Source organism: Dickeya undicola (assembly GCF_000784735.1).
GTDB lineage: Bacteria > Pseudomonadota > Gammaproteobacteria > Enterobacterales > Enterobacteriaceae > Dickeya > Dickeya undicola.
The window spans coordinates 113507-138688 of record NZ_JSYG01000019.1; the positions used below are offsets into that span (position 1 = coordinate 113507).

Annotated in this window: 16 protein-coding genes, 1 pseudogene and 2 CRISPR repeat arrays; of the genes and pseudogenes, 11 read left to right on the forward strand and 6 right to left on the reverse strand. The window is 54.7% G+C overall.

Features of this window, described 5'->3' with window-relative positions:
- Positions 1 to 59 precede the first annotated feature (59 nt).
- Positions 60 to 248 (forward strand): annotated as a pseudogene (locus OB87_RS09210) (secondary thiamine-phosphate synthase enzyme YjbQ); the annotation flags it as partial.
- A gap of 26 nt (positions 249 to 274) precedes the next feature.
- On the opposite strand, the gene OB87_RS09215 reads toward OB87_RS09210, so the two are convergent.
- Positions 275 to 1885, reverse strand: coding sequence for a sensor domain-containing diguanylate cyclase (locus OB87_RS09215; protein ID WP_033569147.1), 1611 nt, complete (start codon positions 1883 to 1885; stop codon positions 275 to 277).
- A gap of 971 nt (positions 1886 to 2856) precedes the next feature.
- Between OB87_RS09215 and OB87_RS09220 the strand changes: the two genes are divergently transcribed.
- From OB87_RS09220 to cas6f, 7 genes are all read left to right on the forward strand, one after another.
- Entirely contained in the window at positions 2857 to 4557 is a 1701-nt protein-coding gene (locus OB87_RS09220) for a methyl-accepting chemotaxis protein (RefSeq protein ID WP_033569148.1), read from the forward strand.
- A gap of 391 nt (positions 4558 to 4948) precedes the next feature.
- A CRISPR array of direct repeats spans positions 4949 to 5876; the repeat unit is 28 nt; unit sequence TTTCTAAGCTGCCTACTCGGCAGTGAAC.
- Between the two features lie 297 nt (positions 5877 to 6173).
- Complete coding sequence (cas1f, locus tag OB87_RS09225) at positions 6174 to 7175, forward strand: type I-F CRISPR-associated endonuclease Cas1f (protein WP_033569149.1); 1002 nt, start codon at positions 6174 to 6176, stop codon at positions 7173 to 7175.
- Complete coding sequence (gene cas3f, locus OB87_RS09230; RefSeq protein ID WP_033569150.1) at positions 7172 to 10453, forward strand: type I-F CRISPR-associated helicase Cas3f; 3282 nt, start codon at positions 7172 to 7174, stop codon at positions 10451 to 10453. Before cas1f ends, cas3f begins: the two co-directional genes overlap by 4 nt.
- A gap of 753 nt (positions 10454 to 11206) precedes the next feature.
- Positions 11207 to 12544, forward strand: coding sequence for a type I-F CRISPR-associated protein Csy1 (csy1, locus tag OB87_RS09235; protein WP_033569151.1), 1338 nt, complete (start codon positions 11207 to 11209; stop codon positions 12542 to 12544).
- Complete coding sequence (csy2, locus tag OB87_RS09240; protein ID WP_033569152.1) at positions 12541 to 13476, forward strand: type I-F CRISPR-associated protein Csy2; 936 nt, start codon at positions 12541 to 12543, stop codon at positions 13474 to 13476. Before csy1 ends, csy2 begins: the two co-directional genes overlap by 4 nt.
- 14 nt (positions 13477 to 13490) lie before the next feature.
- On the forward strand, positions 13491 to 14543 hold the full coding sequence (gene csy3, locus OB87_RS09245; protein WP_033569153.1) for a type I-F CRISPR-associated protein Csy3: 1053 nt from the start codon (positions 13491 to 13493) through the stop codon (positions 14541 to 14543).
- Between the two features lie 6 nt (positions 14544 to 14549).
- Positions 14550 to 15104, forward strand: a complete 555-nt coding sequence (gene cas6f / locus OB87_RS09250) for a type I-F CRISPR-associated endoribonuclease Cas6/Csy4 (RefSeq protein ID WP_033569154.1) — start codon at positions 14550 to 14552, stop codon at positions 15102 to 15104.
- A gap of 129 nt (positions 15105 to 15233) precedes the next feature.
- Positions 15234 to 16281: direct repeats of the CRISPR family, unit length 28 nt; unit sequence GTTCACTGCCGCATAGGCAGCTTAGAAA.
- Between the two features lie 479 nt (positions 16282 to 16760).
- Here the strand turns inward: cas6f and OB87_RS09255 are convergent.
- The 3 genes from OB87_RS09255 to OB87_RS09265 form a co-directional block, all read right to left on the reverse strand.
- Positions 16761 to 17954 (reverse strand): amino acid aminotransferase, encoded by a 1194-nt coding sequence (locus tag OB87_RS09255; protein WP_033569155.1) that lies wholly within the window; start codon positions 17952 to 17954, stop codon positions 16761 to 16763.
- Between the two features lie 41 nt (positions 17955 to 17995).
- Positions 17996 to 18610 carry a YitT family protein gene (locus OB87_RS09260; RefSeq protein ID WP_033569156.1) on the reverse strand — a complete coding sequence of 205 codons (615 nt, stop codon included), beginning with the start codon at positions 18608 to 18610 and terminating at the stop codon, positions 17996 to 17998.
- A 249-nt stretch (positions 18611 to 18859) separates the two neighbouring features.
- The gene (locus tag OB87_RS09265; protein ID WP_033569157.1) at positions 18860 to 19336 is read right to left on the reverse strand and encodes an Lrp/AsnC family transcriptional regulator; all 477 of its coding nucleotides are present in this window, start codon (positions 19334 to 19336) and stop codon (positions 18860 to 18862) included.
- A 370-nt stretch (positions 19337 to 19706) separates the two neighbouring features.
- On the opposite strand from OB87_RS09265, the gene OB87_RS09270 reads away from it, so the two are divergent.
- The 3 genes from OB87_RS09270 to bhsA all read left to right on the forward strand — a co-directional run bounded on the left by OB87_RS09270 (position 19707) and on the right by bhsA (position 22451).
- Positions 19707 to 21080: an amino acid permease gene (locus tag OB87_RS09270; protein WP_033569158.1), complete on the forward strand. Its 1374-nt coding sequence runs from the start codon at positions 19707 to 19709 to the stop codon at positions 21078 to 21080.
- Between the two features lie 111 nt (positions 21081 to 21191).
- Positions 21192 to 21959, forward strand: a complete 768-nt coding sequence (locus OB87_RS09275; RefSeq protein ID WP_033569159.1) for a transporter substrate-binding domain-containing protein — start codon at positions 21192 to 21194, stop codon at positions 21957 to 21959.
- Between the two features lie 243 nt (positions 21960 to 22202).
- Positions 22203 to 22451, forward strand: coding sequence for a multiple stress resistance protein BhsA (gene bhsA / locus OB87_RS09280; RefSeq protein ID WP_033569160.1), 249 nt, complete (start codon positions 22203 to 22205; stop codon positions 22449 to 22451).
- A 143-nt stretch (positions 22452 to 22594) separates the two neighbouring features.
- On the opposite strand, the gene alr is transcribed toward bhsA, so the two are convergent.
- The gene (alr, locus tag OB87_RS09285) at positions 22595 to 23671 is read right to left on the reverse strand and encodes an alanine racemase (RefSeq protein ID WP_033569161.1); all 1077 of its coding nucleotides are present in this window, start codon (positions 23669 to 23671) and stop codon (positions 22595 to 22597) included.
- 70 nt (positions 23672 to 23741) lie between these two features.
- On the reverse strand, positions 23742 to 25145 hold the full coding sequence (dnaB, locus tag OB87_RS09290) for a replicative DNA helicase (protein WP_033569162.1): 1404 nt from the start codon (positions 25143 to 25145) through the stop codon (positions 23742 to 23744).
- Positions 25146 to 25182 lie beyond the last annotated feature (37 nt).

Genomic DNA, 25182 nt, shown 5'->3' on the forward strand with positions numbered 1-25182 from the left:
GAGATGTGGAAACAATACGATATTCGGCTGAAACCCCGTTCCCGTGGTTTTCATTTGATTACCGCCACACCTACGAAGGCAGTGACGACATACCAGCGCACCTGAAAAGCAGTTTGCTGGGCAGCAGCCTGATGTTGCCGGTGCGCAACGGTCGGCTGCATGTTGGCACCTGGCAGGGGATTTACCTGTGTGAACACCGCAATCACGGTGGCAGCCGTTCGCTGGTGGTGACCCTACAAGGGGAATAGCCGGTATCGCACCGATGAGGTTTGGGTTAAGGCTGCGCGAGGGAAATATCTTCAGAGAGGTGTTCCACCACCACCTGATTACGGCCGCTATTTTTGGCTTTGTACAGTGCGTTGTCTGCGGTTTTGATGGCGACGTCCAACGCCGATTTTTGTGGATCAAACGTGGTGACGCCAATGGAAATAGTAATCTGGCGGTGGTTTGAGCCGGACAAATAAACCGTGTTGGCGACATTGTGGCGTAACCGCTCTGCGATGGCGATGGCGACATGAATGTCAGAACCCGGTAGCAGGATCAGAAATTCTTCACCGCCAATGCGGCAAATCAGGTCGGTTTTACGGAAGTTTTTGCGAATCTGCTGGCTGAGCTTACGAATGACTTCATCACCGACGTCGTGGCCGAACGAGTCATTAATCAGTTTAAAATGGTCGATATCAATGGCGATGACGGAGATTTTTTTATACTCGTTACGAATCTCCTCCAGGCTTTCCTGCATACCCCGACGGTTCAGCATACCGGAAAGCGGGTCGGTATAGGCTTCAGAACTGAGCCGACCAATCCGCTTATGCAAAAGCACCGTTCCCATGAGCAGCACACGTTTTAACTGTTCGACTTCGTTGTACCAGGCTTTGACGCTGCGTATTTTGCTGATGACGCCAGGTTGATCCATCGCACTGGCTGATTTCGCCAACTGGCGCAGCGGTCGGGTAATGTAAAACGCCAGCAGCATCAGTATCAGTGAGGTGAGTAAACCTGCGGGGGCGCCTATTTTGAGCACTTGAATCATTACGCTATGTAATGTTTCTTCCATTGCCTGCATCGGTTGCTGGGTAATAACGATCCAATCGGATTTCTTTATTCTGGCAAAGCCGGCGGGTGACAACACTCCGTGTTCATCTGGCATCATGATACTGCCTTTTTCCTGCTGGAATGCCGCCTCCATAAAGCTCAGATCATAAAATTTATTGCCGATATTACTGATGTTACTGCTATAGAGCATGGTGCCTTCTTTATCAATAACATAAGTGTTTAATTCTTCATTGCTGAACTGCGTCTTCATAAATTGATTTATGATTTTTTGGTTGTTCAGGTAAATCGTTCCACCAATATAACCAAGGTAATTTCCTGCATCATCGAAAATAGGCATTGAAATAAAAAAAAGATAATTCCCTGTAATTGATGTGTAGGGCGAGCTTATAAATAATCCTCTGGATTCTAATGCCATTTGGCTGGCATGAGAAACTAATGGCATACCCGATAATTTTAATTCAGGCGGGGATGATGCAATAATGATTTTTCTGGTACTGACTACGACAATAGAATTAAAATAAGGGCTAAATTGATGAATGCGCTGAACCTCTGACTGTAGCCTGGCGAAGTTACCATAGCGAACATCGTTTGACAGCAGCGCCGCGCTGTAAGCCAGCTGTGATTCCGCTGTTGAAAAAAACATATCTGTCGAGGCGGCCAGCCCGGAGGAGTAGTTTATATCTGATTGAAATGACTGTTTTTTTATGATTTCTTTCTGAACATAGTAAATAGAAAAATATCCGTTCACTATGGTGACCAGCATACTGAAAAGAGCGATAAAAAGTATTAAATGTAGCAGATTTAATTGTAATGACTTTTTTGTTTTCATTTATATACTTACCGGGTTTTACCCATTTTTAATGCACAAAACGTGCAATATAATGATGGTACATCTAAGACAGAATACGAGCCTTTATGATCAAGTATTAGTCAATGGTTAAAATAGTGTCAACATACGCAGCGTGAAAATTTCATCATGAGCCGTAATAAGAAAAGAAACTGCGTTTTAATAAAATTAACAGTGTGAGTATGAATGTCGGATATAAGAATGGTTATCATATTTGGCTAAATTTAATTAGCATGATATTAATTTCATTTTGGTTTTATCTTGCCTGGTTTGAACAAAGAACATAAACGAAGAAGAACCGCCCTGAGTCGGCTTGTCTAACCCCGCAGTGCCACTTTTTATGGTCACGGTTCGCGATCCTCTTTTGGCAACTGATTATTTCTACTGATGAAAAATAGTCGGGCTGTCTCTTTTATCACGTCCTTTTTCTGGCGAGGGTTACCGCTGTGCTTTGTTAACATTTCACGGTTGATGTGCATTATCCTTGATAATAATATGTATTTTTTTTGTGGTAGTTCCGATCGATATCCTCAAATTAATAGTTAAAACCTATTTCTGATTATTATTTGAATGTTTATATCGATCGAATCATAAAGGTTGTTAGAATGGTTGGGCCGACAGTAGGCCAGGGCGCTGCCCAGAGTGCATGTAATAACGGCTGATAAGTATGATTTCGCATCCGGTCTTAGTCTTACTCTTTTTGACTTATTTTTTTATGATGTTTTTGTTCTGCACACTGTGGAAAAGAAATGATTTTTGTCGCCGAAAAAGGGGATGAAAAGTATTTCATCGTGATGGCTGTTTGATGTATCAGCCAGGTTGTTGCTTTGCTCTTTATCACGATTACTGACAGTAACGGATGCGATGCCAGTTTTAACGCGGCTCTGTGTTTTGCCCCTGAGGACGTCATATTTGTGACATTTTGTTATTAGTAAAGGAGTGAGGAGCTGAGAATGCGTTTATCTGACTGGCGAATTGGTTATCGTCTGGGGGCTGGGTTTGCCGCCCTGGCCGCCATGCTGTTGATCGTGGGAATACTATCAATAGTGAAGTTGTCGAGTTTTCATAACAATGCACGCAATATCGTACAAGAGATATATCCCCAAACTGTTGATGCCAATAATTTGATAGAAAATGTGAGTGAAGGTGTCAGAGTATTTCAGCAATTATTATTGGTGTCGGGTGATGACAAAATTAAATCCGTCACCGATCAAATCCCTCCGATTTCCCAGGAAATTACCCGGCTGATGGGTAAGCTGGAGAAATACGCTAATGAATCCAATAATGCAAAAATTCAGCAGGTCATTAGTGATATTCGCACTATTCGTGCGGAGTTTTTGAGTTCCGGCCAAAAAGTGATTGCACTGGTAAAAGCCAATGATCGGGATGCGGCGATAAACGAATTTAATGTTCACCTTAATCCGTTACAACAAGCCTACCGCAAGGCGGTAAGCCAATTGGTGGATTATCAGAATGATATGATGATGAGTACTGTCGATAGCATGTCGGCGACCTATCATGACATCCGTCTGGTGCTGCTGGCGATTCTGGGGCTGGGTGTAGTGCTCAGTGCGTGGATTGCGGTGGCGATCACCCGTAGCGTCACACAGCCGATTCAGCAGGCGCTGGTGATGGCGGACCGCGTATCGCAAGGCGACCTCACCTTACAGATTTCCACCAGCCGCAAGGATGAAGCCGGATTGCTCTTGCAGGCGCTGGACAACATGAACGCCAGCCTGCGTCAGATTGTCGGCCAGGTGCGTGACGGTGCGCAGGCCATTTCCACCGCTGCTGCGCAAATCGCTGCGGGTAATCAGGACCTCTCGTCCCGAACCGAAGAGCAAGCCAGTTCGCTGGAACAGACGGCAGCATCAATGGAAGAGCTGGTATCGACCATCAAAAACACCGCGGACAATACCCATCAGGCGACGACAATTGCGAATCAGGCGTCGTCGGCCGCGCACCGTAGCGGCGAAGTGATGTTGTCAGTCATCAGTAAGATGCGGGGTATTCGTGAAGCCTCCATGCGGATGGCTGAAATCATCGGTGTGATTGATGGCATCGCCTTCCAGACCAATATCCTGGCGTTGAACGCCGCAGTAGAAGCCGCACGTGCCGGTGAGCAGGGGCGTGGTTTCGCGGTAGTGGCAGGCGAGGTGCGTTCGCTGGCGCAGCGTAGTGCTACGGCGGCCAAGGAAATCAAGGAACTGATTGACGATTCGGTGGACAAGATTCAGGAAGGGATGCAACTGGTGGACAATGCCGAATCGACGATGGATAACCTCACTACCCATGTGAATGACGTTCACGGCATCATTAACGAAATCGCGCAGGCCAGCCACGAGCAGAGCGACGGCATGAGCCAAATCAACATTGCGGTCGGGCAGATTGACACCACCACCCAGCAAAACGCTGCACTGGTGGAAGAATCGGCCTCTGCCGCGCTGTCGTTGCAGTCGCAGGCGTCGCTGCTGGCCGAAGCGGTCAGCGCATTCCGCCTGACGCCGCAGGGCAACAGCGGCGCGCCGTCGCCGGTCCGCCGGTCGGCGGTGCTATCTCACGCGCTGCCGTCTGCCGCTTCCGCTCGCCCGGTTGCGACTGAAAAACGTGCCGCCACCACCGTCGGCAGCAATGACGACTGGACGTCGTTCTGAGTGATATTTCCCTCCCCGAGTGGGGGAGGGAATACTGCCGGATGAGGATAGAGAGAACATGTCGGTGCTGTGAAGGGTTTCGTGCGGGATAAACCGCGTCGCTTCTTTGCCACATCATCGCACGCACGACAAGGAGAGGTGCAAGCGCCACCTCTCCTTGACCTCTGGCTGAGTGGCTAAACTACGCCGCTGCGCGGTGCCTTCGGCGTTCGCCTTCGCTGTTCGGACCGCCTGTGACGTGTTCCCAACACGGCACAGGCTTGCGCGGCGTCCCTGCCGCGCATCCGGCGAAGTCGCCCACCTCAGCGTAGTTTTTAACGCCAGCAACCCCGTCAACCTCTGCCTACTCGGCAGTGAACGCTGCCACATCATTAACCCAAGAGGACACTATTTTCTAAGCTGCCTACTCGGCAGTGAACCATTCTCGATGGACGCAAGACGCAGACGCGGCTTTTTAAGCTGCCTACTCGGCAGTGAACATGCAGTGCGCCATACGCTGACGCGCAGCAACTTTCTAAGCTGCCTACTCGGCAGTGAACGCGTCGTGCCACGCACATCCGGGTTATTTGCATTTCTAAGCTACCTACTCGGCAGTGAACCGCGAAGACGGCGGCGAGCCAGGCGCGGACAATTTCTAAGCTGCCTACTCGGCAGTGAACTCCCTGTCGCTGTCGAGTATTTTTGCAGGACATTTCTAAGCTGCCTACTCGGCAGTGAACCTGTTTTCACGCCAGTCAGGTCAGGTGTTGATTTTCTAAGCTGCCTACTCGGCAGTGAACATCTGCGCTCGCGCGCGCAATCCGCGTTTGAATTTCTAAGCTGCCTACTCGGCAGTGAACGGTTCAATGGGGAAATTCATATACACCTGCACTTTCTAAGCTGCCTACTCGGCAGTGAACAGTCTGTATCGTCGCTGGAATCGTTTTCATTTTTTCTAAGCTGCCTACTCGGCAGTGAACCAACGGACCGAAACTTTTTGCAGGTCGTTTTTTTTCTAAGCTGCCTACTCGGCAGTGAACGGTTACACCTGCGATGTATGCGATCATGCGCATTTCTAAGCTGCCTACTCGGCAGTGAACGCAGAAAGCTGGCGGCGGGCGAAATCGCCGTATTTCTAAGCTGCCTACTCGGCAGTGAACACGGACAGCAAACCGTACTGTGGATTTAACGCTTTCTAAGCTGCCTACTCGGCAGTGAACACCCACATGCTGTACTGCACCTGCGCCATGTATTTCTAAGCTGCCTACTCGGCAGTGAACGCAGGCTGTGCGCATGGTTTCATCGCGGAAGATTTCTAAGCTGCCTACTCGGCAGTGAACCGTAACTTATTGACTCTAACCCGTTGTATTTCAGCCTGCAATTGGCGATTTTCGCCGTCAGACCCTTTTTTTTCGGCTGTCGGTAACTTATTGATTTTTCAATGCTGAAAAAGGTGGCTGAAAAAAAGGGTATCGAAGCGGGAAAAGTGTTTCTGGTGTCATTCATTTTACCGTTTGGGTTGTGCTAGGCTGATTCTCGTTAATTTCCAGTGTATTACGTGTTTTTCAATGAATTATTAGTCTGCGTTTTATTACGCGGATGGGGTTGTTTTATCACCACCACAGAGAAACGGTTTTATGGATAACGTATTTAGCCCGTCGGATTTAAAAACCATTCTGCATTCCAAGCGCGCCAATATTTATTACCTCCAGCATTGCCGTATTTTGGTGAATGGCGGACGGGTGGAATATGTCACCGAAGAAGGGAATCAGTCGCTGTACTGGAATATCCCTATCGCCAATACCAGTGTGGTGATGCTCGGCACCGGCACCTCGGTGACGCAGGCGGCGATGCGGGAATTTGCCCGTGCTGGCGTGATGGTCGGGTTTTGCGGCGGTGGCGGTACACCGTTGTTCGCCGCCAATGAGGCCGAAGTGGCGGTGTCGTGGTTGTCGCCGCAGAGCGAATATCGCCCGACGGAATATTTGCAGGATTGGGTCAGCTTCTGGTTTGACGAACAGCAGCGGCTGGCAGCGGCTATTGCCTTTCAGCAAGTGCGCATCGGGCAGATTCGCCAGCACTGGCTGGGCGGGCGACTGTCGCGTGAATCTCGTTTCGCCATCAAACCCGAACACGTGGAGGCGTTGCTTAACCGCTATCAGCAAGGGCTGGTTGACTGCCGCACCAGTAACGATGTGCTGGTGCAGGAAGCGATGATGACCAAAGCGCTGTACCGGCTGGCGGCCAACGCGGTGAGCTACGGTGACTTTACCCGTGCCAAACGCGGCGGCGGCACCGATCTGGCAAACCGTTTTCTCGACCACGGTAACTACCTGGCCTATGGGCTGGCGGCCGTAGCGCTGTGGGTGCTGGGCCTGCCGCACGGGCTGGCGGTGCTGCACGGCAAAACCCGGCGCGGTGGGCTGGTGTTCGACGTGGCCGATCTGATCAAAGACGCGTTGATTTTGCCGCAGGCGTTTATCGCCGCGATGGAAGGTGAAGACGAGCAGGATTTCCGCCAGCGCTGCCTGACGGCGTTTCGCCAGGCCGAGGCGCTGGATGTGATGATCGACAGCCTGCAACAGGTGGCACAGCAGTGTAGCCAGGTAGCGAAAGCGGGGAGTCAGGGGGCGCAATGAACATCCTGCTGATTTCCGAATGCAACAAGCGGGCGCTGGTGGAAACCCGCCGGGTGCTGGATCAGTTCGCCGAACGTAAGGGGGAACGCACCTGGCAAACCGCCATCACCGAAGAGGGGCTGAAAACGCTGCGCCAGTTGCTGCGCAAAACCGCGCGGCGCAACACCGCCGTCGCCTGCCACTGGATTCGCAGCGCCAATCACACCGAATTGCTGTGGGTTGTTGGCAATCTGCGGCGCTTCAACCTACAAGGCAGCGTGCCGACCAACCGTACCGAGCGCGATATTCTGCGCAGCAACGATGAAAACCCGTGGCACAACGCCGAAGCTTTTAGCCTGCTGGCGGCGATTGCCGGGCTGTTTCACGATATCGGCAAGGCCAATGCGCTGTTTCAGGCCGGGTTGCAGGGTAACGGGCCGCGCAGCCAGCCTTATCGCCATGAATGGGTGTCATTGCGGCTGTTTCAGGCGTTTGTCGGCGATCGGGATGACACCGGCTGGCTGACGGCGCTGGCCGCCATCAGCCCGGAGGAGGAGGCGGCGCTGCTGGCACGGTTGCAGCAGGACGCGAAAACCCCCAAGTCGTCGCCGTTTAACAGCCTGCCGCCGCTGGCGCAGGTGGTGGGCTGGCTGATTATGTCGCATCACCGTTTACCGATGTTTCATACCCTGACGGACGGCGAATCGGGCGGAGCGCCGCAACTGGAATATCTCGACCGCTGGCTCAATGAACTTCTCTCGCCGCGCTGGAATGCCGTTAACCACCTGCGCCCGGATATCAGTGCACAGGACTGGCAACAGGTGTGGCAGTTTCCGCACGGCACGCCGCTGCAAAGCCGCGTGTGGTGCGAAAAGGCGCGCAAGTTCGCCACCCGTTCGCTGAAGTTACCCTCGTTGATGACCTTCGGTCAGTTGGATCAACGGTTGACAGTGCATCTGGCGCGACTGGTATTGATGCTGGCGGACCATCATTACTCTTCGGCTGCCGCCACGACCGGCTGGCAGGACCCTCGCTATCGGGTATGGGCCAACACGGACAGGAAGACCGGCAAACTCAAGCAGCAACTGGACGAGCACTGTGTTGGCGTTGGGCAAAATGCGCTGCTGCTGGGGCGCAGCCTGCCGCACCTGCGTGACACGCTGCCCGCCATCACCCGGCACAAAGGCTTTCGCCAGCGCAGCACCGATGCGCGTTTTCGCTGGCAGGACAAAGCGTTTGATAAGGTTTGCGCTATCCGTGAGCAGGCCGCCCGCCACGGTTTCTTTGGCGTCAACATGGCGTCTACCGGGCGCGGTAAAACGCTGGGCAATGCCCGCATCATGTACGCGCTGGCAGACGAATCCGTCGGGTGTCGCTTTTCGGTGGCGCTCGGCTTGCGCACCCTGACGTTGCAAACCGGCGATGCACTGCGCCAGCGGCTGACGCTGGATGAAGACGACCTGGCGGTGTTGATTGGCTCCCAGGTGGTGCAGGAACTGCATGAACTGCGCCAGCAGGAAGCTCAGGCAGCGCGGACTGGCAGTGAATCTGCCGAGTCGCTGTTTAGTGAACATCAATATGTCAGCTACCAAGGCTCGCTGGATGATGGTCGGCTGAAAACCTGGCTGGAAAAATCGCCGACGCTGCATCAATTGCTGAGCGCGCCGGTGCTGGTGACGACGATTGATCATCTGATGCCCGCTACTGAAAGCCTGCGCGGTGGCCACCAGATTGCACCGATGCTGCGCTTGCTGACCTCTGATCTGGTACTGGATGAACCGGACGATTTCGGGCTGGAAGACCTGCCCGCGTTGTGTCGGCTAGTGAATTGGGCGGGGATGCTTGGCTCACGGGTGCTGCTGTCATCCGCCACGCTGCCGCCTGCACTGATTCGGGCACTGTTCGAGGCTTATCTGAACGGTCGCGCCGCCTGGCAGCAGGCGTATGGCGAACCGGGTACGCCGCTGACCGTCTGCTGCGGTTGGTTTGATGAATTCGACAGCCAGTGCCAGACGATAGCCGATACCGACGCTTTTGCCGCTCAGCATAAGGCGTTTGTTGCCGGGCGCATCGACAAGCTGCAACAGCAGGAGCAGCGGCTGCGCTGGGCAGAAATTGAACCGGTAGCCAGCACTGAGCGGGAGGTGAGTGCGGTGTGCCGGGCGGTAGCACAAACCCTGCACCCACGGCTGCTCGCGCTGCACCAGCAACACCATCAGACGCATCCTGGCGGCAAAACCGTGTCACTGGGGTTGATTCGCATGGCGAACATCAACCCGCTGGTGGCGGTAGCGCGTGCACTGATGGCGATGCCTTCGCCATCAGACTGCTGCGTGCATTACTGCATCTATCACAGCCAGCACCCGCTGGCGATGCGTTCCCACATCGAAGCGCGGCTGGATGCGGCGCTGATGCGTAAAGACCCAGAGGCACTGTGGCAGGTGGCGGAAATTCGTCATGCCATCGAACAGCAGCCGCAACAGCATCATGTGTTTGTGGTGCTGGCCACCTCGGTGGCGGAAGTGGGCCGTGATCACGATTATGACTGGGCCATCGCTGAACCCAGCTCGATGCGTTCATTTATCCAGTTAGCCGGGCGTATTCTGCGCCACCGCCAGCGTGACGAGTTTGTGCCGTCCTCGCCCAATTTTTATTTGTTAAGCCATAACGTGCGGGCGTTGAAAGGGGAACCCGTAGCGTTTTGCCGCCCCGGTTTTGAATCGAAAGACGGTTTTACCCTCGCCAGCCACGACCTGCGGGAGAATCTCAAACCGGAGGATTATCAGAGTATTAGCGCCGCACCGCGTATTCAGCAGCCACCGATAGACCTCAAAAACCTGACGCTGATAAGCCTTGAGCACGCGGCATTAAAGCTGGCGTTGTTGGGGAGGACAAAACCAAAACCCGCGGATAAGCCCGCAGCGGTGTGGTGGTGGCGCAAACCGCTGCACTGGAACGGCGAACTGCAACGGCACACGATGTTTCGCCGTTCAGAGCCACAGCAGCGCTACTGGCTGTGGCTGGAAGACGAAGGCGAAAAAACGTGTTTTATGTTGCAGGACGATGGCCCGAGCGGCTGGAAAAAAATCGATGAGATTCGCCTGGTACAACAGGAAATGGCCGATGGCGTCAGCCAGTGGGTAGATATGGATTACACCGCGCTTTATCTGCAACTGGCCGAGGAGAAACAACGGGAACTGGCGTGGATCAGCGCCCGCTTCGGTGAAATCAGCCTGAGAAAACAAGATAACCAATGGTGCTGGCACCCGCTGTTAGGGGTGTTTGGCGCACTCAAATGAGTGCGCCGCTGCCTATGCGGCAGTTAGTAGCAACTCAGTCTATTTCTAAGCTACCTGAACGGTAGTGAAGTTGATTTTAGAGATCTTAAAAAGCAAAGGCTAGGTTTTATTAAAAAAGTAACTCTGTCTAGGTTGATCGTTTGAGGTGATCGGACTACTATTCATTTCATCACGTCAGGAATGATAAGCGGAGATAATGAAATGAAGCCTCAACAGTCGAGATTGTTCTGTATCGCGGTACTTTGTATGGCTGCTGGATTGCCGATGAAGCCAGCATCCATGACTGTAAGTAATCCACCGGACACATCAGTAAAGGCCCAGTGGTTCTCGATTTTTTCTATAAATATTAACCGTAACTGATGGAATTACAGGTGAGGCTGTCAGGTACACGGTAGTGGTGTTTTCCCGGCGTTAAAAACTGCGCTGAAGCGAACGACTTCGCCGGGTGAGCCGCATGGATGCGGCGAAAGCCTGTGCCGCGTCTGGAACGCGTCACAGGCGGCCCGAACAGCGAAGGCGTAAGCTGAAGGCACCGCGTAGCGGCGCAGTTTAGCCTCTAGCCCGAGGTCAAGGAGAGGCGGCGTTTGAGCCTCTCCTTGTCGTGCGAGCGATGGCGTTGCAAAGCGATAACGTAGGCCATTACGCACGAAACCTTTCACAGTGCTGGCATGAATTAGCCTGTAATAAAACAACAGGGCTATTTGTCAATGGCCTTAATAAATCAGTGGGTTATACACGCTCAAGGAATCGACTATGAGTAGTGAGGGTTTGCAAGCATTTATCCTGTCGTATATCGAAAATCGAAAGCAGACCAAGCTGGATGCCTTCGATAAAACTGCCGATAAGCAGCGGGCCGCGTTAAGCGGTGAGGCGCTGGCCGCAGCGGAACTGACGCTTTTGCAGCAGCGGCGTGAAATAGAACAGACTTACCAGGTGCGCACCTGGCTGACGGATGCCGCCAGCCGTGCCGGGCAGATTAGCCTGGTGACCCACGCGCTGAAATTCACCCACAGCGACGCCAAAGGCAGCAGTGTGTTCAGCAGCGAACCGGTTACCGACAGTGCGGTGTTGTCTACCGCGTCGCTGGCACAACCGGCGATTGACGCGGTGGGCAACGCGGCGGCGCTGGATGTGGCCAAATTGCTGCAAACCGAGCATCAGGGCGATTCACTGTTGGCGGCGCTGCAACGCGGCGACCACCGCGCGCTGGAGGCGCTGGCGGAAAGCCCGCAGCAACTCACCCAGTGGCTGGCCGGGTTCGGGCAGGTGCTGACCGATAAACAGCCCAGTTCCCACAAGCTGGCGAAACAGATCTACTTCCCGGTCGGGGACGGGGAATACCACCTGTTAAGCCCGCTTTACTCCTCTTCGCTGTCGCAGGCGCTGGATCAACGCCTGAACGCGGTGCGCTTTGGTGAGCAAGCTAAAGCCATCCGTGAGGCCCGGCGGCAGAAGCGCTGGCACGATGAGGTTGATGTCAGCTACCCCGGTATTGCGGTGCAGAACATGGGCGGCACCAAGCCGCAAAATATCTCTGCGCTCAATTCCGCCCGCAGCGGCCGCTCCTATTTGCTCAGCAGCGCGCCGCCGCAATGGCTCAGCCAAATCAAACTGCCGCGTGATCATGACACCATCTTCCGTGTTAGGGGTGAGGTGGATGCGCTGACCTACATTGCGCGCCGGGAGATGCAGCAGTTCCTGCTCAGCGTCAAAGAGGTGGAAAACAACCGCGAGATTCGCAACCAGCGCAGGCGTTACCTCGACCGGTTGATCAACACCCTATTCGACTATGTCGCCACGGTGCAAAACCTGGGCAAAGCGGGCTGGAGCAGCTATTCCCAACTGAATTTCCCTCTGCAACTGTGGCTTGACCCAAGGCGCTGTCGGCATGATGACGCTTTTCGCTATGCACGCGACGGCGGGGACTGGAAAGAACAGGTCGCCCATGAATTTGGTCAGTGGCTGAATGCGCGATTGCACCACGATAAACTGATTTTCGGTGAGGTGGAGCGCCGCGAGTGGTCAACCGCCGCGTTGTTCAAACAGCGGCTGCGGGAAAGCGAGCGATGGCTGAAGGAGGAATTGGCATGAGCAGCCTGATTATTCTGCGGCGTATTCAGGTGGAAAACGCCAATGCCATTGCCGGGCACACCTACGGCTTTCCGGCCATCAGCCATTTTCTCGGCTTTACCCACGCGTTGTCGCGCCAGTTGCAGGCATCTCACGGTTTGACGCTGGAAGGCTGCGGCGTGGTGTGCCATCAGCACCAGTTGCACGCTTACGGCAGCGGCTGGAACCGCAGCTTTGCGCTGACACGCAACCCGCTGACCAAAGAAGAAAAAACCGCCGCCTTTAATGAAGAGGGGCGGATGCACCTCAGCGTGTCGCTGCTGATGGAGTGCCACGGCATGTTGCCCGGTGAAGATGGGCTTGAGGCGTTGAAACTGCGGTTGCAGCAACTGGCGCTGCGCCAGCGGCTGGCGGGCGGGCTGATTGTGGATATCGAGCAGGTAAACGTTCATGACATGCCTGCCGACGAGAGCACGACCCGTGGCCTGATGCGTCGTTTGCTGCCGGGCTTTGTCTTGCTGGACCGCACGGCGCTGTTGCAGTCGCATCATCAGACTTTACAGCAGAGTGACCCGCAGGCGGAGATGCTGGATGCCTGGCTCGATTTCGCCGCCCTGAAACATCACGCGGTGCGCGCTTCTGGTGATGAGGTGAACTGGCCGCCACTGCCCAAGCCTGATGGCGGCTATCTGGTGCCGCTGATGACCGGCTACCGCGCCATTTCGCCGTTGTATGCCCCCGGCGAGGTGGAGAAAACCCGTGACCCGTCCACCCGGTTCTGTTTTGCCGAGGCCATTTACGGTGTTGGCGAATGGCGCGGTGCACACCGTATTGACGATATCAACCGCATCTTCTGGCGTTACCGCCATCAAAACGGCACCTACCGCTGCCTGCAAGCCGCCGACGGTCCAGACAGCACAACAGATGATGACGAAGAACTGAACGACTTTTAATAAGGATGAAGACCATGGCAAAAGCAGCAACCACCTTGAAAACCGCATCGGTACTGGCGTTTGAGCGCAAACTGGCGAATTCCGATGCACAGATGTTAGCGGGCAACTGGCAGCAGGATCAGTGGACGCCGGTAGTGATTCAGGAAAAATCGGTACGCGGCACCATCTCCAACCGGTTAAAAAACGCTATCAGCAGCGACCCGGCCAAACTGGATGCCGAAATCCAAAAACCCAACCTGCAAACGGTGGACGTGGCGGCGCTGCCGTTTGACGCCGACACGCTGAAAGTGGCCTTCACACTGCGGGTGCTGGGTAACCTGGCGTTGCCGTCGGTGTGTAACGATCAGGATTACCAGCAGGCGCTGACCGAATTGATTAACGGCTACGCCCGTGAGCCGGGCTTTGGCGTACTGGCGGCGCGTTACGCCGAGAACATCGCTAGCGGCCGTTTTTTGTGGCGCAACCGCATCGGCGCGGAAGCGGTGCAGGTGGCGGTGACACATAACGATAAGCGTTGGGTATTCAACGGCGAAGATTACTCGCTGCGCCAGTTCAGGCAGCCAAAGCCGATGGATTACACCTTTAACCCTAACAATAATAGTAATCAACCTGATGATTTAGATAAGTTTGCACACGCCATTGAGCAGGCGCTGGCGGGGAACGATTCAGCGTTCTTCCGCGTGGAAGCGCAGGTGAAGCTGGGCAACGGACAGGAAGTGTTCCCATCGCAGGAACTGGTGCTGGATGAGCGGGCCCGCAGTGGCAAAAGCAAGATTCTGTATCAGGTTAACGGTGTGGCGGCGATCCATTCACAGAAAATCGGCAACGCGCTGCGCACAGTGGATGACTGGCACCCGGAAGCAGCAGAAACCGGGCCGATCGCGGTCGAACCCTATGGCTCGGTGACCAGTCGTGGTCGCGCCTACCGTCAGCCGAAAGACACGATGGATTTTTACACCCTGCTGGATAACTGGGTAATCAAGGGCAAGGTGCCAGACGTGGCGCAGCAGCACTACGTGATCGCCACGCTGATTCGCGGCGGGGTGTTCGGCGAGAAAGGCGAGTAACGCGCTATGGACCATTATATCGAAATTCGGGTGTTGCCCGACCCGGAGTTCAGCGCGGTGCAGTTGCTGAGCGCGCTGTTCGCCAAGCTGCACCGGGCGCTGGGGCAGCAAGCGACGGGCGCTATCGGTGTGAGCTTCCCTGACGTGGGCAAAACGTTGGGGGAACGGTTGCGGCTGCACGGCAGTGTGCAGGCGCTGGCGGCGCTGGAGCAAACCGGCTGGCTGAAAGGGCTGCGCGATTATACCGCCATCACCGAACCGCTACCGGTGCCCGCGGGGGCGAAGCACCGCACCGTGCGCCGGGTGCAGGTAAAAAGCAGCGCCGAACGGTTGCGCCGTCGCGCGGTGAGTAAAGGCCGGATGACGGAGGATGAAGCCATCGCCCGCATTCCCTATGCGGTAGAAAAACGCACCTCGCTGCCGTACCTGCCGCTGCGCAGTCTTTCCAGCGGACAAACGTTTTTACTGTTTGTCGAGCACGGCCCGTTGCAGGACCAACCGGTCGCCGGAGTGTTCTCCAGCTACGGGTTAAGCGCCGCCACCACCATCCCGTGGTTTTGACCCTTTTTTTGCGGCCAGTTCTAACGTATTGATTTTAAATACCGTAATCTGGCCGCCAGAAAAAAGGGTTTTTTCGTCAAAATGGCGGTTTTTCTTTAACAATCAGGTGATAAGCGATAATTCGCTACAGTTCACTGCCGCATAGGCAGCTTAGAAAAAGACAAATCCACTTTACTTATTGGAGTGTCCGTTCACTGCCGCATAGGCAGCTTAGAAAATGCCATCACACGAATCCTGCTCTATCACTAAGTTCACTGCCGCATAGGCAGCTTAGAAAGCCCGTTACACGGACCTTTTTAACCGGTATACGTTCACTGCCGCATAGGCAGCTTAGAAATCCAGTTTGACACATAGAAAACGTCAGACCACGTTCACTGCCGCATAGGCAGCTTAGAAAATCGGCACGGTGGCAAACCGCCTGCCCTTCTAGTTCACTGCCGCATAGGCAGCTTAGAAAACCTCCAGCACATACAAGTGCAGATGAATCTGGTTCACTGCCGCATAGGCAGCTTAGAAAAAAAGAGAAAATCGTGAGGTTTGCTTGTGATTGTTCACTGCCGTATAGGCAGCTTAGAAAGGGCGTTACCCGGTGCCGTGGAATGACACACCGTTCACTGCCGCATAGGCAGCTTAGAAAATCTTTGGTCATTAATTACATCAATTCCATCTGTTCACTGCCGCATAGGCAGCTTAGAAAGATGGTTAATCGGTCCACGTAAATTCGTGTGTGTTCACTGCCGCATAGGCAGCTTAGAAAATTCACGACAGTGCAGGCATTTACGGCGCGATGTTCACTGCCGCATAGGCAGCTTAGAAAGCTATATTTGAGTGTCTGACATTGCTAGAGCAGTTCACTGCCGCATAGGCAGCTTAGAAATTTTTTGATGTAATCTCGTTCAACTTCTAGACGTTCACTGCCGCATAGGCAGCTTAGAAAATCGTTGCGCAGTCGTGTGCGCTAACGTAAGCGTTCACTGCCGCATAGGCAGCTTAGAAAAACACCAGCGAAACGCTGCGCACCGGCAAGCTGTTCACTGCCGCATAGGCAGCTTAGAAACGGACAATCAACGCCGCTACGGTGCTACGCCCGTTCACTGCCGCATAGGCAGCTTAGAAAACCATTTCAGCCATTCGAGTCAGGAACGAGATGTTCACTGCCGCATAGGCAGCTTAGAAATTACGCGGAGAGCTGGTCGTAGCACCGCCGGGTTCACTGCCGTACAGGCAGAGGTTGACGGGTTTACTGGCGTTAAAAACTACGCTGAGGTGGGCGACTTCGCCGGATGCACGGCATGGATGCCGTGCAAGCCCATTCCGCGTAAGGAACGCGTAATGGGCGGTCCGAACAGCGAAGGCGAACGCCGAAGGCACCGCGTTAGCGGCGTAGTTTAGCCATCAAGCCAGAGGTCAAGGAGAGGTGGCGCTTGCACCTCTCCTTGTCGTGCGTGCGATGATGTGGCAAAGAAGTGACACGGTTTATCCCGCACGAAACCACCCACCGCCCCCACATACATTCGACAAACACATTCGCCAGCAGCACCCCGGCTGTGTGTCAACAGCCCATCCCCGGCGGGCATAGCCGTTTCCTGCAAGGAAAAAAATCCCCCAACCGTTACCGGCTGGGGGAAAGGGCGTAAAAAAAGTGAAAGGAATAACTTACTGTACGGCGGCGAAGGCAGCAGCGACGCGCTGTACGTTGTGGTGGTTCAGGCCCGCGATGCATACGCGGCCGCTGGCGATAAGGTAGACACCGAACTCTTCACGCAGGCGGTCTACCTGTGCGGCGCTGAAACCGGTGTAGCTGAACATACCGCGCTGGGTCAGCAGGTAGTCGAAGTTGCGATCCGGCAGCGCTTTTTTCAGTTCGTCTACCAGCGTCTGGCGCATTGCCAAAATACGCAGGCGCATGGCTTCTACTTCTGCGTGCCAACTGGCGTTGAGTGCCTTGTCATTCAGTACGCGCGATACCACCTGCGCACCAAAGTTCGGCGGGCTGGAGTAGTTGCGGCGCACGGTGGCTTTCAACTGGCCCAGCACGCGAGCCGCGGCGTCCTGGTCTTCACACACCACCGACAACCCGCCGACGCGCTCGCCATACAGCGAGAAGATTTTGGAAAACGAGTTGCTGACCAGTGCGGGCAGCCCGGCGCTGGCGATAGCGCGGATAGCATAAGCATCGTCGTCCATGCCGCCGCCAAAACCCTGATAGGCGATATCAAGGAACGGCACCAGTTCGCCTTTGATCAGCACTTCGATGACGCGGTCCCACTCGGCGTGGGTCAGGTCTGAGCCGGTTGGGTTGTGGCAGCACGGATGCAGCAGCACGATGCTGCGCGGCGGCAACTGTTTCAGGGCATCGATCATCTTTTCCACGTTGACGCCCAGCGTGTCGGCGTCAAAGTACGGGTAGGTGTGCACCGTAAAGCCCGCGCCGGAGAAGATGGCGATGTGGTTTTCCCAGGTCGGGTCGCTGACCCAGACTTCGGAATCCGGAAAATAGCGTTTAAGGAAATCGGCACCGACTTTTAACGCGCCAGAACCGCCCAACGTCTGGATGGTGGCGATACGTTGTGCGGTGAGTGCCGGGTGGTGCTCACCGAATAATAACGTTTGCACCGCACTGCGGTAGGCGGCTAACCCTTCCATCGGCAGGTAGACTGACGCCTGCTGCGGCTCGGCCTGCATCTGTGTTTCCGCGGCGCTGACCGCCTGTAACTGAGGAATGACGCCCTGCCCGTCGTAATACAGCCCGATGCTGAGGTTTACTTTGTCAGTACGCGGGTCTTGCTTGAATTTTTCCATCAGGGACAGGATAGGGTCGCCAGCGTAGGCGTCAACATTTTGGAACACGGTCGGTAACTCTCCTGAGATATAAAGGGTCAAGCTGTTCGCTAGGCGGTATAACGGCCAGGTCGGTGATTCATGGCGATGATAAGATTCAGCGCCGCCGCCCCCAGCACAGATGCGATCAGCATCGGTATGCTTACCACGAACAGGGAAGTCAGCACAATGGTTACATCCACCGCCATTTGGAATTTTCCGGCGCGGATTCCACTTTTGTCCTGTAAATAGAGCGCCAGAATATTCACCCCGCCCAGACTGGCGCGATGACGGAACAGCACAATGAACCCCAGCCCCATAATCAGGTTGCCAAATAGTGTGGCGTAAATCGGTTGCAGGTGATCAAAGTGGATGAATAACGGGTGCAGGTCGGAAAACAGCGACACCATCGCTACCGCGCAGAAGGTTTTGATCGTGAATTGCCAACCCATTCGCCGAATGGCGAGGTAATAAAACGGCAAATTAAGCAGAAAGAATGCGGTGCCAAACGAGATATGGGTGGCGTAGTGCAACAGAAACGCCATTCCGGCGGTGCCGCCGGTCAGCGCTCCTGCCTGACGCAGCATAATAACCCCGAAAGACACCATCAGGGTGCCGATAAGCAGCGCCAGAACGTCTTCCAGCAGCGTATGTGAAACCGGTTGAGGGGAAATGACGTTATCCATAGAAAAGCACCCGATAAAAAAGAATACCTGTCTTTTCAAGCAAAAAGCGCACCAGCCGTGATGGCGGCAGGTATCGTTTGCAGATTTTCTGTACGGGGGAATAGATAACGCATTGAATGCATGGGATGAATTTATTATGCGTGATATGTGCGTTATTTTGGTTTTTATGGGTTGAGATGTGTGCTTGTTTTGTTTTTGGTGCAAGAGTCATGCGCTCGTGCACCGTGTGGAAGCAGCGGCCGCACCGATTTAGGGCAACACGGTAGTCGGTGCCATCAGGCCGTTCTCTTTCAGGCGGTTGAGCACCACTGAGGTTTTCAGGTGGGCGACGCTTTTGTTGCGTGCCAGAATCTGGCTGATTAACGCGCTCAGGCCGTGCAAATCCGCCACCGCCACTTTCAGCATGTAATCCGCGTCACCGGTGGTTTTGTAGGCGTCGATAATGGCGTCGACTTCGCCCAGCATCTGGTGAAAGCTGTCCACGCATTCCTGAGTGTGGTTGATTAATCGCACTTCAATCAGGCCCATCACTTCCAGCCCAACCGCATCCGGTGCCAGCCGGGCGTGATACCCGAGAATCAGTTGCGCCTGTTCGAGGGCAATACGACGACGAGAACACTGTGAGGCAGACAACCCAACCAGAGAGCTAAGTTCCTGATTGGTAAGGCGTCCGTTCGCCTGCAGCAGTGTGAGGATCTTCAGATCAAAATCATCAATGTTGTACATAGCCCTGCCTTGCCAGAAGCACAAAAATACAGACTATCAGCTTTTTTTGCTTCCGGAAGTTTGTTGTTTGCCATCTTATGCCGCCAGCACGTTTTTCCGTCTGACTGGCTGCACCACCCTGGTTCATTTTAGTGTATGCCAACTGGCTTTGTGGGTGATTTCATGCAAAAAAAGAGGATTTTTCGCACCAAATCAATGTGATGCCTATTTTTGTGCAAAAATCGTGAATGTGAGACTTTTTCTAAATTAATTCAATTTGTTAAGTGCTTTAAACAGACTGCCGTGGCCGGTGATGACGTGGTTGGCCTGATAATTGCTGTGACGGTGTGATTACTTCAAATGAATTAAACCACTTCCTGGGGGATGGGTGATGGACACACAGCAAGATAATCAATTGAAACGGGGGCTGAAGAACCGGCATATCCAGCTCATCGCGCTGGGCGGGGCGGTCGGCACCGGTTTGTTTCTTGGCATCGCACAGACGATTCGCATGGCCGGGCCATCGGTACTGCTTGGTTACGCCATCGCGGGTGTGATCGCTTTTTTCATTATGCGCCAACTGGGTGAGATGGTGGTGGAGGAGCCGGTGGCCGGTTCATTCAGCCATTTTGCCAACCAATATTGGGGTAATTTTGCCGGGTTTATGTCCGGCTGGAATTACTGGGTGCTGTACGTGCTGGTGAGCATGGCGGAACTGAGCGCGGTGGGCATCTACATCCAGTACTGGTGGCCTACGGTGCCCACCTGGGTATCGGCGGCGGTGTTCTTTGTCGCCATCAATGCCATCAATCTGAGCAACGTCAAAGTCTACGGTGAGCTGGAATTCTGGTTTGCCATCATTAAGGTGGCGGCAATTATCGGCATGATCGTGTTTGGTGGTTATCTGCTGTTTAGTGGTCACGGCGGGCCGGAAGCCAACGTCGCCAACCTGTGGCAGCACGGCGGTTTCTTCCCGAACGGCGTCAGCGGCATGGTGATGGCGATGGCGGTGATCATGTTTTCCTTTGGCGGGCTGGAGCTGGTGGGGATTACGGCGGCCGAAGCGGATGACCCGCAAAGGAGCATTCCGCGCGCCACCAATCAGGTGATTTACCGCATCCTGCTGTTTTATGTAGGCGCGCTGGCGGTGCTGTTGTCGCTGTATCCGTGGCAAAAAGTGGTGGAAGGCGGCAGCCCGTTCGTGCTGATTTTCCACGCGCTGGACAGCAACCTGGTGGCGAACGTGCTGAATCTGGTGGTGCTGTCCGCCGCCCTGTCGGTTTACAACAGTTGTGTGTACTGCAACAGCCGGATGCTGTTCGGGCTGGCGCAGCAGGGGAACGCGCCGCGCGCGCTGCTGACGGTCAATCGCCGTGGTATTCCGCTGGTGTCGCTCGGTGTCTCGGCGTTGGCGACGGCGCTGTGCGTACTGCTCAACTACCTGATGCCGGGCAAGGCGTTTGAACTGCTGATGGCGCTGGTGGTGTCGGCGTTGGTGATCAACTGGGCGATGATCAGCATTACTCACCTGAAATTCCGTCAGGCCAAACAGCGCGCGCAACAGCAAACCCGCTTCAAAAGTCTGGGCTACCCGCTCACCAACATCCTGTGTCTGCTGTTTCTGGCCGGGATTCTGGTGATCATGGCGATGACGCCGGGTATCCAGATCTCCGTGTGGCTGATTCCGTTCTGGCTGCTGGCGCTGGGGGCGGGTTATGCCATCAAAAAGAGAAGAGGGGCGGTTCGCGCATTGGCAGCGGAATAAGCCTGAATCCGCGGATGCTGGGGTAACGGCATCCGCGGAGGCGTATCGCCAGCATAGCGGCGTGCTACAGTAGCGTTTTTGCCTGACAGGCGTGACTTGCAAGGAAATATCATGAAAAAGCGTTTTTCACTCATTCTGTTACTGGGGTTGGCCGGTACTGCCAGCGCTGCATCTCATCTCGATCAGGTGCAGGAGCAAGGGGGGCTGAAGGTGTGTACCACTGGTGACTATAGGCCATATACCTCGCTGAGTGCCACTGGCGACTACGAAGGGATCGATATTGCGATGGCGCAGTCGTTGGCTAAAAGCCTGGGCGTGAAGGTGGAGTGGGTAAAAACCAGCTGGAAAACCCTGATGCCGGATTTTCAGTCCGGCAAGTGCGATATCGCCATGGGGGGCATTTCCGTGACGCTGGAGCGTCAGAAAAAGGCGTTTTTCTCCAATATGCTGGACGTGGACGGCAAGATCCCGCTGGTGCGTTGTGACGACAAGCGCAAGTATCAGACGATAACGCAGATTAATCAGCCGTCGGTGCGGGTAATCGAACCGGCTGGTGGCACCAACGAGGCGTTTGTTCATGCCCATTTGCCACAGGCTAACCTGATGCTGCATGACAACGTGACCATCTTTCAGCAACTGGTGGACAAGCAGGCGGACGTCATGATTACCGATGCTTCGGAAGCGTTGTACCAGCAGAAACGCTATCCGCAACTGTGCGCGGTCAATCCGTCCTCGCCGATGCAGTACGGTGAAAAAGCCTATATGTTGCCGCGTGACGACATGAGCTGGAAGCTGTACGTGGATCAGTGGTTGCACCTGACCAAAGCAACTGGGGAATACCAGAGAATAATTTCTGAATGGTTGGGTAAGGCGGAATAAAAGTTTGCTATTGTTGTGTAAACCAATGTAAGTCAATATAGTGAAGTGTATATGGCGGGAGAATATCTCGCCATTACGCACCATTGGATAGTTTTTGCTTATCTTTTGGTGCTTTTTTTATTCAATTTTTTTGAGAGATGACAGCAAATTAACCCGATTTTAACAGCCTGCTAACAGCGCTATTCTGCTTCACATCGAAGGCAGTCAAGCCTTCCCAACCTGATTAATGTGAAGAGGCTTACCATGAAATCTATCAAAACTGTTGTTGCTGCTGTCGCTCTGGCTACGCTTTCTTTCGGCTCTATGGCTGCCACTGAAGTGCAGACCGCACAGAACAGCGGGGTGGGCAGCGTTTCCGCCACCGGATATACGCTGGATGACTTGCAGGCTCAGTTGTCTGCCAAAGCTGATGCCGCTGGTGCTAAATCTTTCCGTATCATCACTGCAACGGGTGATGAACAGCTGCACGGTGTGGCCGAACTGTACAATTAATTGCTGATTGCCGACGGCTTTAATCGCTGATTTATTCGTCACCGATTTTCCTGACGGTAAGTAAGAAAGCCCGAGCCCCGGATGATCCGAGGTTCGGGCTTTTTGCGTATGAAAGGCTCGGTATTGAACAACGAACGTTGGGGCTAGCCGATGTACTCCAGCCGGGTGCGGCTGGTCAGGCGGGTAATCAGTTCATAAGCGCTGATGCCGGTGTGGGCGGCAATGCTTTCCACCGGTAGCGGACCGCCCCACAAAATTACCTCATCGCCAACCTTGTCTTGTGCGTCTGGCCCCAGATCAACGGTAATCATATCCATGGAAACCCGGCCGGACAGCGGCACTTCACGGCCGTTAATCCACACCGGGGTGCCGCTTTTGGCGTCACGCGGATAACCATCGCCATAGCCTATCGCCACCACGCCCAGCCGGGTGTTGCGTGGGCTGGTCCAGGTGCTGCCGTAGCCGACCGCTTCACCGGCACGATGCTCGCGCACCGCAATCAGGTGTGACGTTAGCGTCATCGCCGGTTTGAGCTGCCATTGGCTGGCGTCGCCCTGCGCCAACGGTGAGACACCGTATTGGATAATACCGGGTCGAATCTGGTCGCGGTGAGCCTGCGGCCATAACAGAATACCGCCGGAGGCGGCGATGGACTGGCGGCCCGGCTTGTCTTGCACAAAGGCGTCGAAGCAGTCGAGCTGACGCTGAGTCGTGCCCGCTTGCGGTTCATCGGCGCGGCAAAAGTGACTCATGATGTTCACCGGTTGCACCACACTGGCGCAGGCGCACAACCGGGCGTAAAAAGCTTCGGCTTGTTCCGGCAGCACACCGAGACGGTGCATACCGGTGTCGAGCTTCATCCATACCGTCAGTGGGTGCGGCAGGCGCGCCTGTTCCAGTGCTACCAGTTGTTCTTCGCAGTGCACGGCGGTTTCCAACTGGTGTTCGGCCAGCAATGGCAACTCGTCAGCGGCAAAAAAACCCTCCAGCAGCAGGATGGGTTTGGTGATACCGGCGGCGCGCAGTGCCAGCGCTTCGCTAAGGCGGGAAACGCCGTAACCGTCGGCGTCGGAAAAGGCGCAGGCAGCTTCTACGGCACCGTGTCCGTAAGCGTTGGCTTTGACTATGGCGATCAGCCGACTTTGCGGGGCCATCTGCCGGATCTGGTGCAGATTATGGCGCAAAGCCTGACGATCAATGACGGCGGTTGCCGTTTTCATTCTGAGTCCTTAGTGCGTTTATTCGTCATTGACGGTTATTCATTATCGACGGTTATTCATCGTCATGCGGTTATTCATCATCATATTGTGGTCCGGCGTAATTATCGAAACGCGACCACTGCCCGTTAAAGGTCAGGCGAACGGTGCCGATCGGCCCGTTACGCTGCTTCCCTAAAATGATTTCAGCGATGCCTTTCAGATCGCTGTTTTCGTGATACACCTCGTCACGGTAGATAAACATGATCAAGTCGGCGTCCTGCTCGATGGAGCCGGATTCACGCAGGTCGGAGTTGACCGGACGTTTATCGGCGCGCTGTTCCAGACTACGGTTGAGCTGCGACAGCGCGATGACCGGCACTTGCAATTCTTTTGCCAACGCTTTGAGTGAACGGGAAATTTCGGCGATTTCCAGCGTTCGGTTATCGGACAACGACGGCACCCGCATCAACTGTAGGTAGTCGATCATGATCAGGCTCAGGCCGTCGTGCTCGCGGAATACCCGGCGGGCGCGGGAACGTACTTCGGTCGGTGTCAGGCCGGAGGAGTCGTCGATGTACATGTTGCGCTTTTCCAGCAGCAGCCCCATGGTGCTGGAGATGCGCGCCCAGTCTTCGTCGTCGAGCTGACCGGTACGAATGCGGGTTTGGTCCACGCGCGACAGCGACGCCAGCATACGCATCATGATCTGCTCGCCGGGCATTTCCAGACTGAAGATCAGCACCGGCTTTTCCTGCGTCATGGCGGCGTTTTCGCACAGGTTCATGGCGAAGGTGGTTTTCCCCATGGAGGGACGCGCCGCCACAATGATCAAATCCGATTTCTGCAACCCGGCGGTTTTCTTGTCCAGATCCTGATAGCCGCTGGACACGCCGGTCACGCCGTCGTGCGGGCGTTGGTAAAGCTGTTCGATGCGCGAAACGGTGTCTTCCAGAATGCGGTCGATGCTTTTCGGCCCTTCATCCTTGCTGGCACGGTTTTCCGCTATCTGAAACACGCGGGATTCGGCCAGATCCAGCAGGTCTTCACTGCTGCGGCCTTGCGGGTCGTAACCGGCGTCGGCTATCTCGTTGGCGACGGCGATCATTTCACGCACTACCGCACGTTCGCGCACGATGTCGGCATACGCGCCGATATTGGCGGCACTGGGGGTGTTTTTCGCCAGTTCCGCCAGGTAGGCGAAACCACCGGCGGATTCCAGCTCGCCTTTTTGTTCCAGCGACTCTGACAGGGTGATCAGGTCAATGGGTTTGCTCATTTCCAGCAGGCGCTGCATCTCGTTAAAGATCAGCCGGTGGGCGCGGTTGAAGAAATCTGCGGCGACAACGCGCTCGGCGACGTTGTCCCAACGCTCGTTGTCGAGCATCAACCCCCCTAGCACCGACTGTTCCGCTTCGATGGAATGGGGCGGGAGTTTTAGCCCTTCTACCTGACGGTCGCGGGATTCTGCCGGTTTAGTTGGTTTTTTTTCTGCCATGAAACGCGTTCTTTACTGGTTGATTTACCTTTAGGGG

Coding starts and splice junctions, on each gene's coding strand:
- csy1 (WP_033569151.1), top strand. CDS start 11,207: ATGAGTAGTGAGGGTTTGCAAGCATTTATCCTGTCGTATATCGAAAAT.
- OB87_RS09270 (WP_033569158.1), top strand. CDS start 19,707: ATGGACACACAGCAAGATAATCAATTGAAACGGGGGCTGAAGAACCGG.
- csy3 (WP_033569153.1), top strand. CDS start 13,491: ATGGCAAAAGCAGCAACCACCTTGAAAACCGCATCGGTACTGGCGTTT.
- cas1f (WP_033569149.1), top strand. CDS start 6,174: ATGGATAACGTATTTAGCCCGTCGGATTTAAAAACCATTCTGCATTCC.
- OB87_RS09220 (WP_033569148.1), top strand. CDS start 2,857: ATGCGTTTATCTGACTGGCGAATTGGTTATCGTCTGGGGGCTGGGTTT.
- cas6f (WP_033569154.1), top strand. CDS start 14,550: ATGGACCATTATATCGAAATTCGGGTGTTGCCCGACCCGGAGTTCAGC.
- dnaB (WP_033569162.1), bottom strand. CDS start 25,145: ATGGCAGAAAAAAAACCAACTAAACCGGCAGAATCCCGCGACCGTCAG.
- OB87_RS09260 (WP_033569156.1), bottom strand. CDS start 18,610: ATGGATAACGTCATTTCCCCTCAACCGGTTTCACATACGCTGCTGGAA.
- OB87_RS09215 (WP_033569147.1), bottom strand. CDS start 1,885: ATGAAAACAAAAAAGTCATTACAATTAAATCTGCTACATTTAATACTT.
- OB87_RS09265 (WP_033569157.1), bottom strand. CDS start 19,336: ATGTACAACATTGATGATTTTGATCTGAAGATCCTCACACTGCTGCAG.
- bhsA (WP_033569160.1), top strand. CDS start 22,203: ATGAAATCTATCAAAACTGTTGTTGCTGCTGTCGCTCTGGCTACGCTT.
- OB87_RS09275 (WP_033569159.1), top strand. CDS start 21,192: ATGAAAAAGCGTTTTTCACTCATTCTGTTACTGGGGTTGGCCGGTACT.
- cas3f (WP_033569150.1), top strand. CDS start 7,172: ATGAACATCCTGCTGATTTCCGAATGCAACAAGCGGGCGCTGGTGGAA.
- csy2 (WP_033569152.1), top strand. CDS start 12,541: ATGAGCAGCCTGATTATTCTGCGGCGTATTCAGGTGGAAAACGCCAAT.
- alr (WP_033569161.1), bottom strand. CDS start 23,671: ATGAAAACGGCAACCGCCGTCATTGATCGTCAGGCTTTGCGCCATAAT.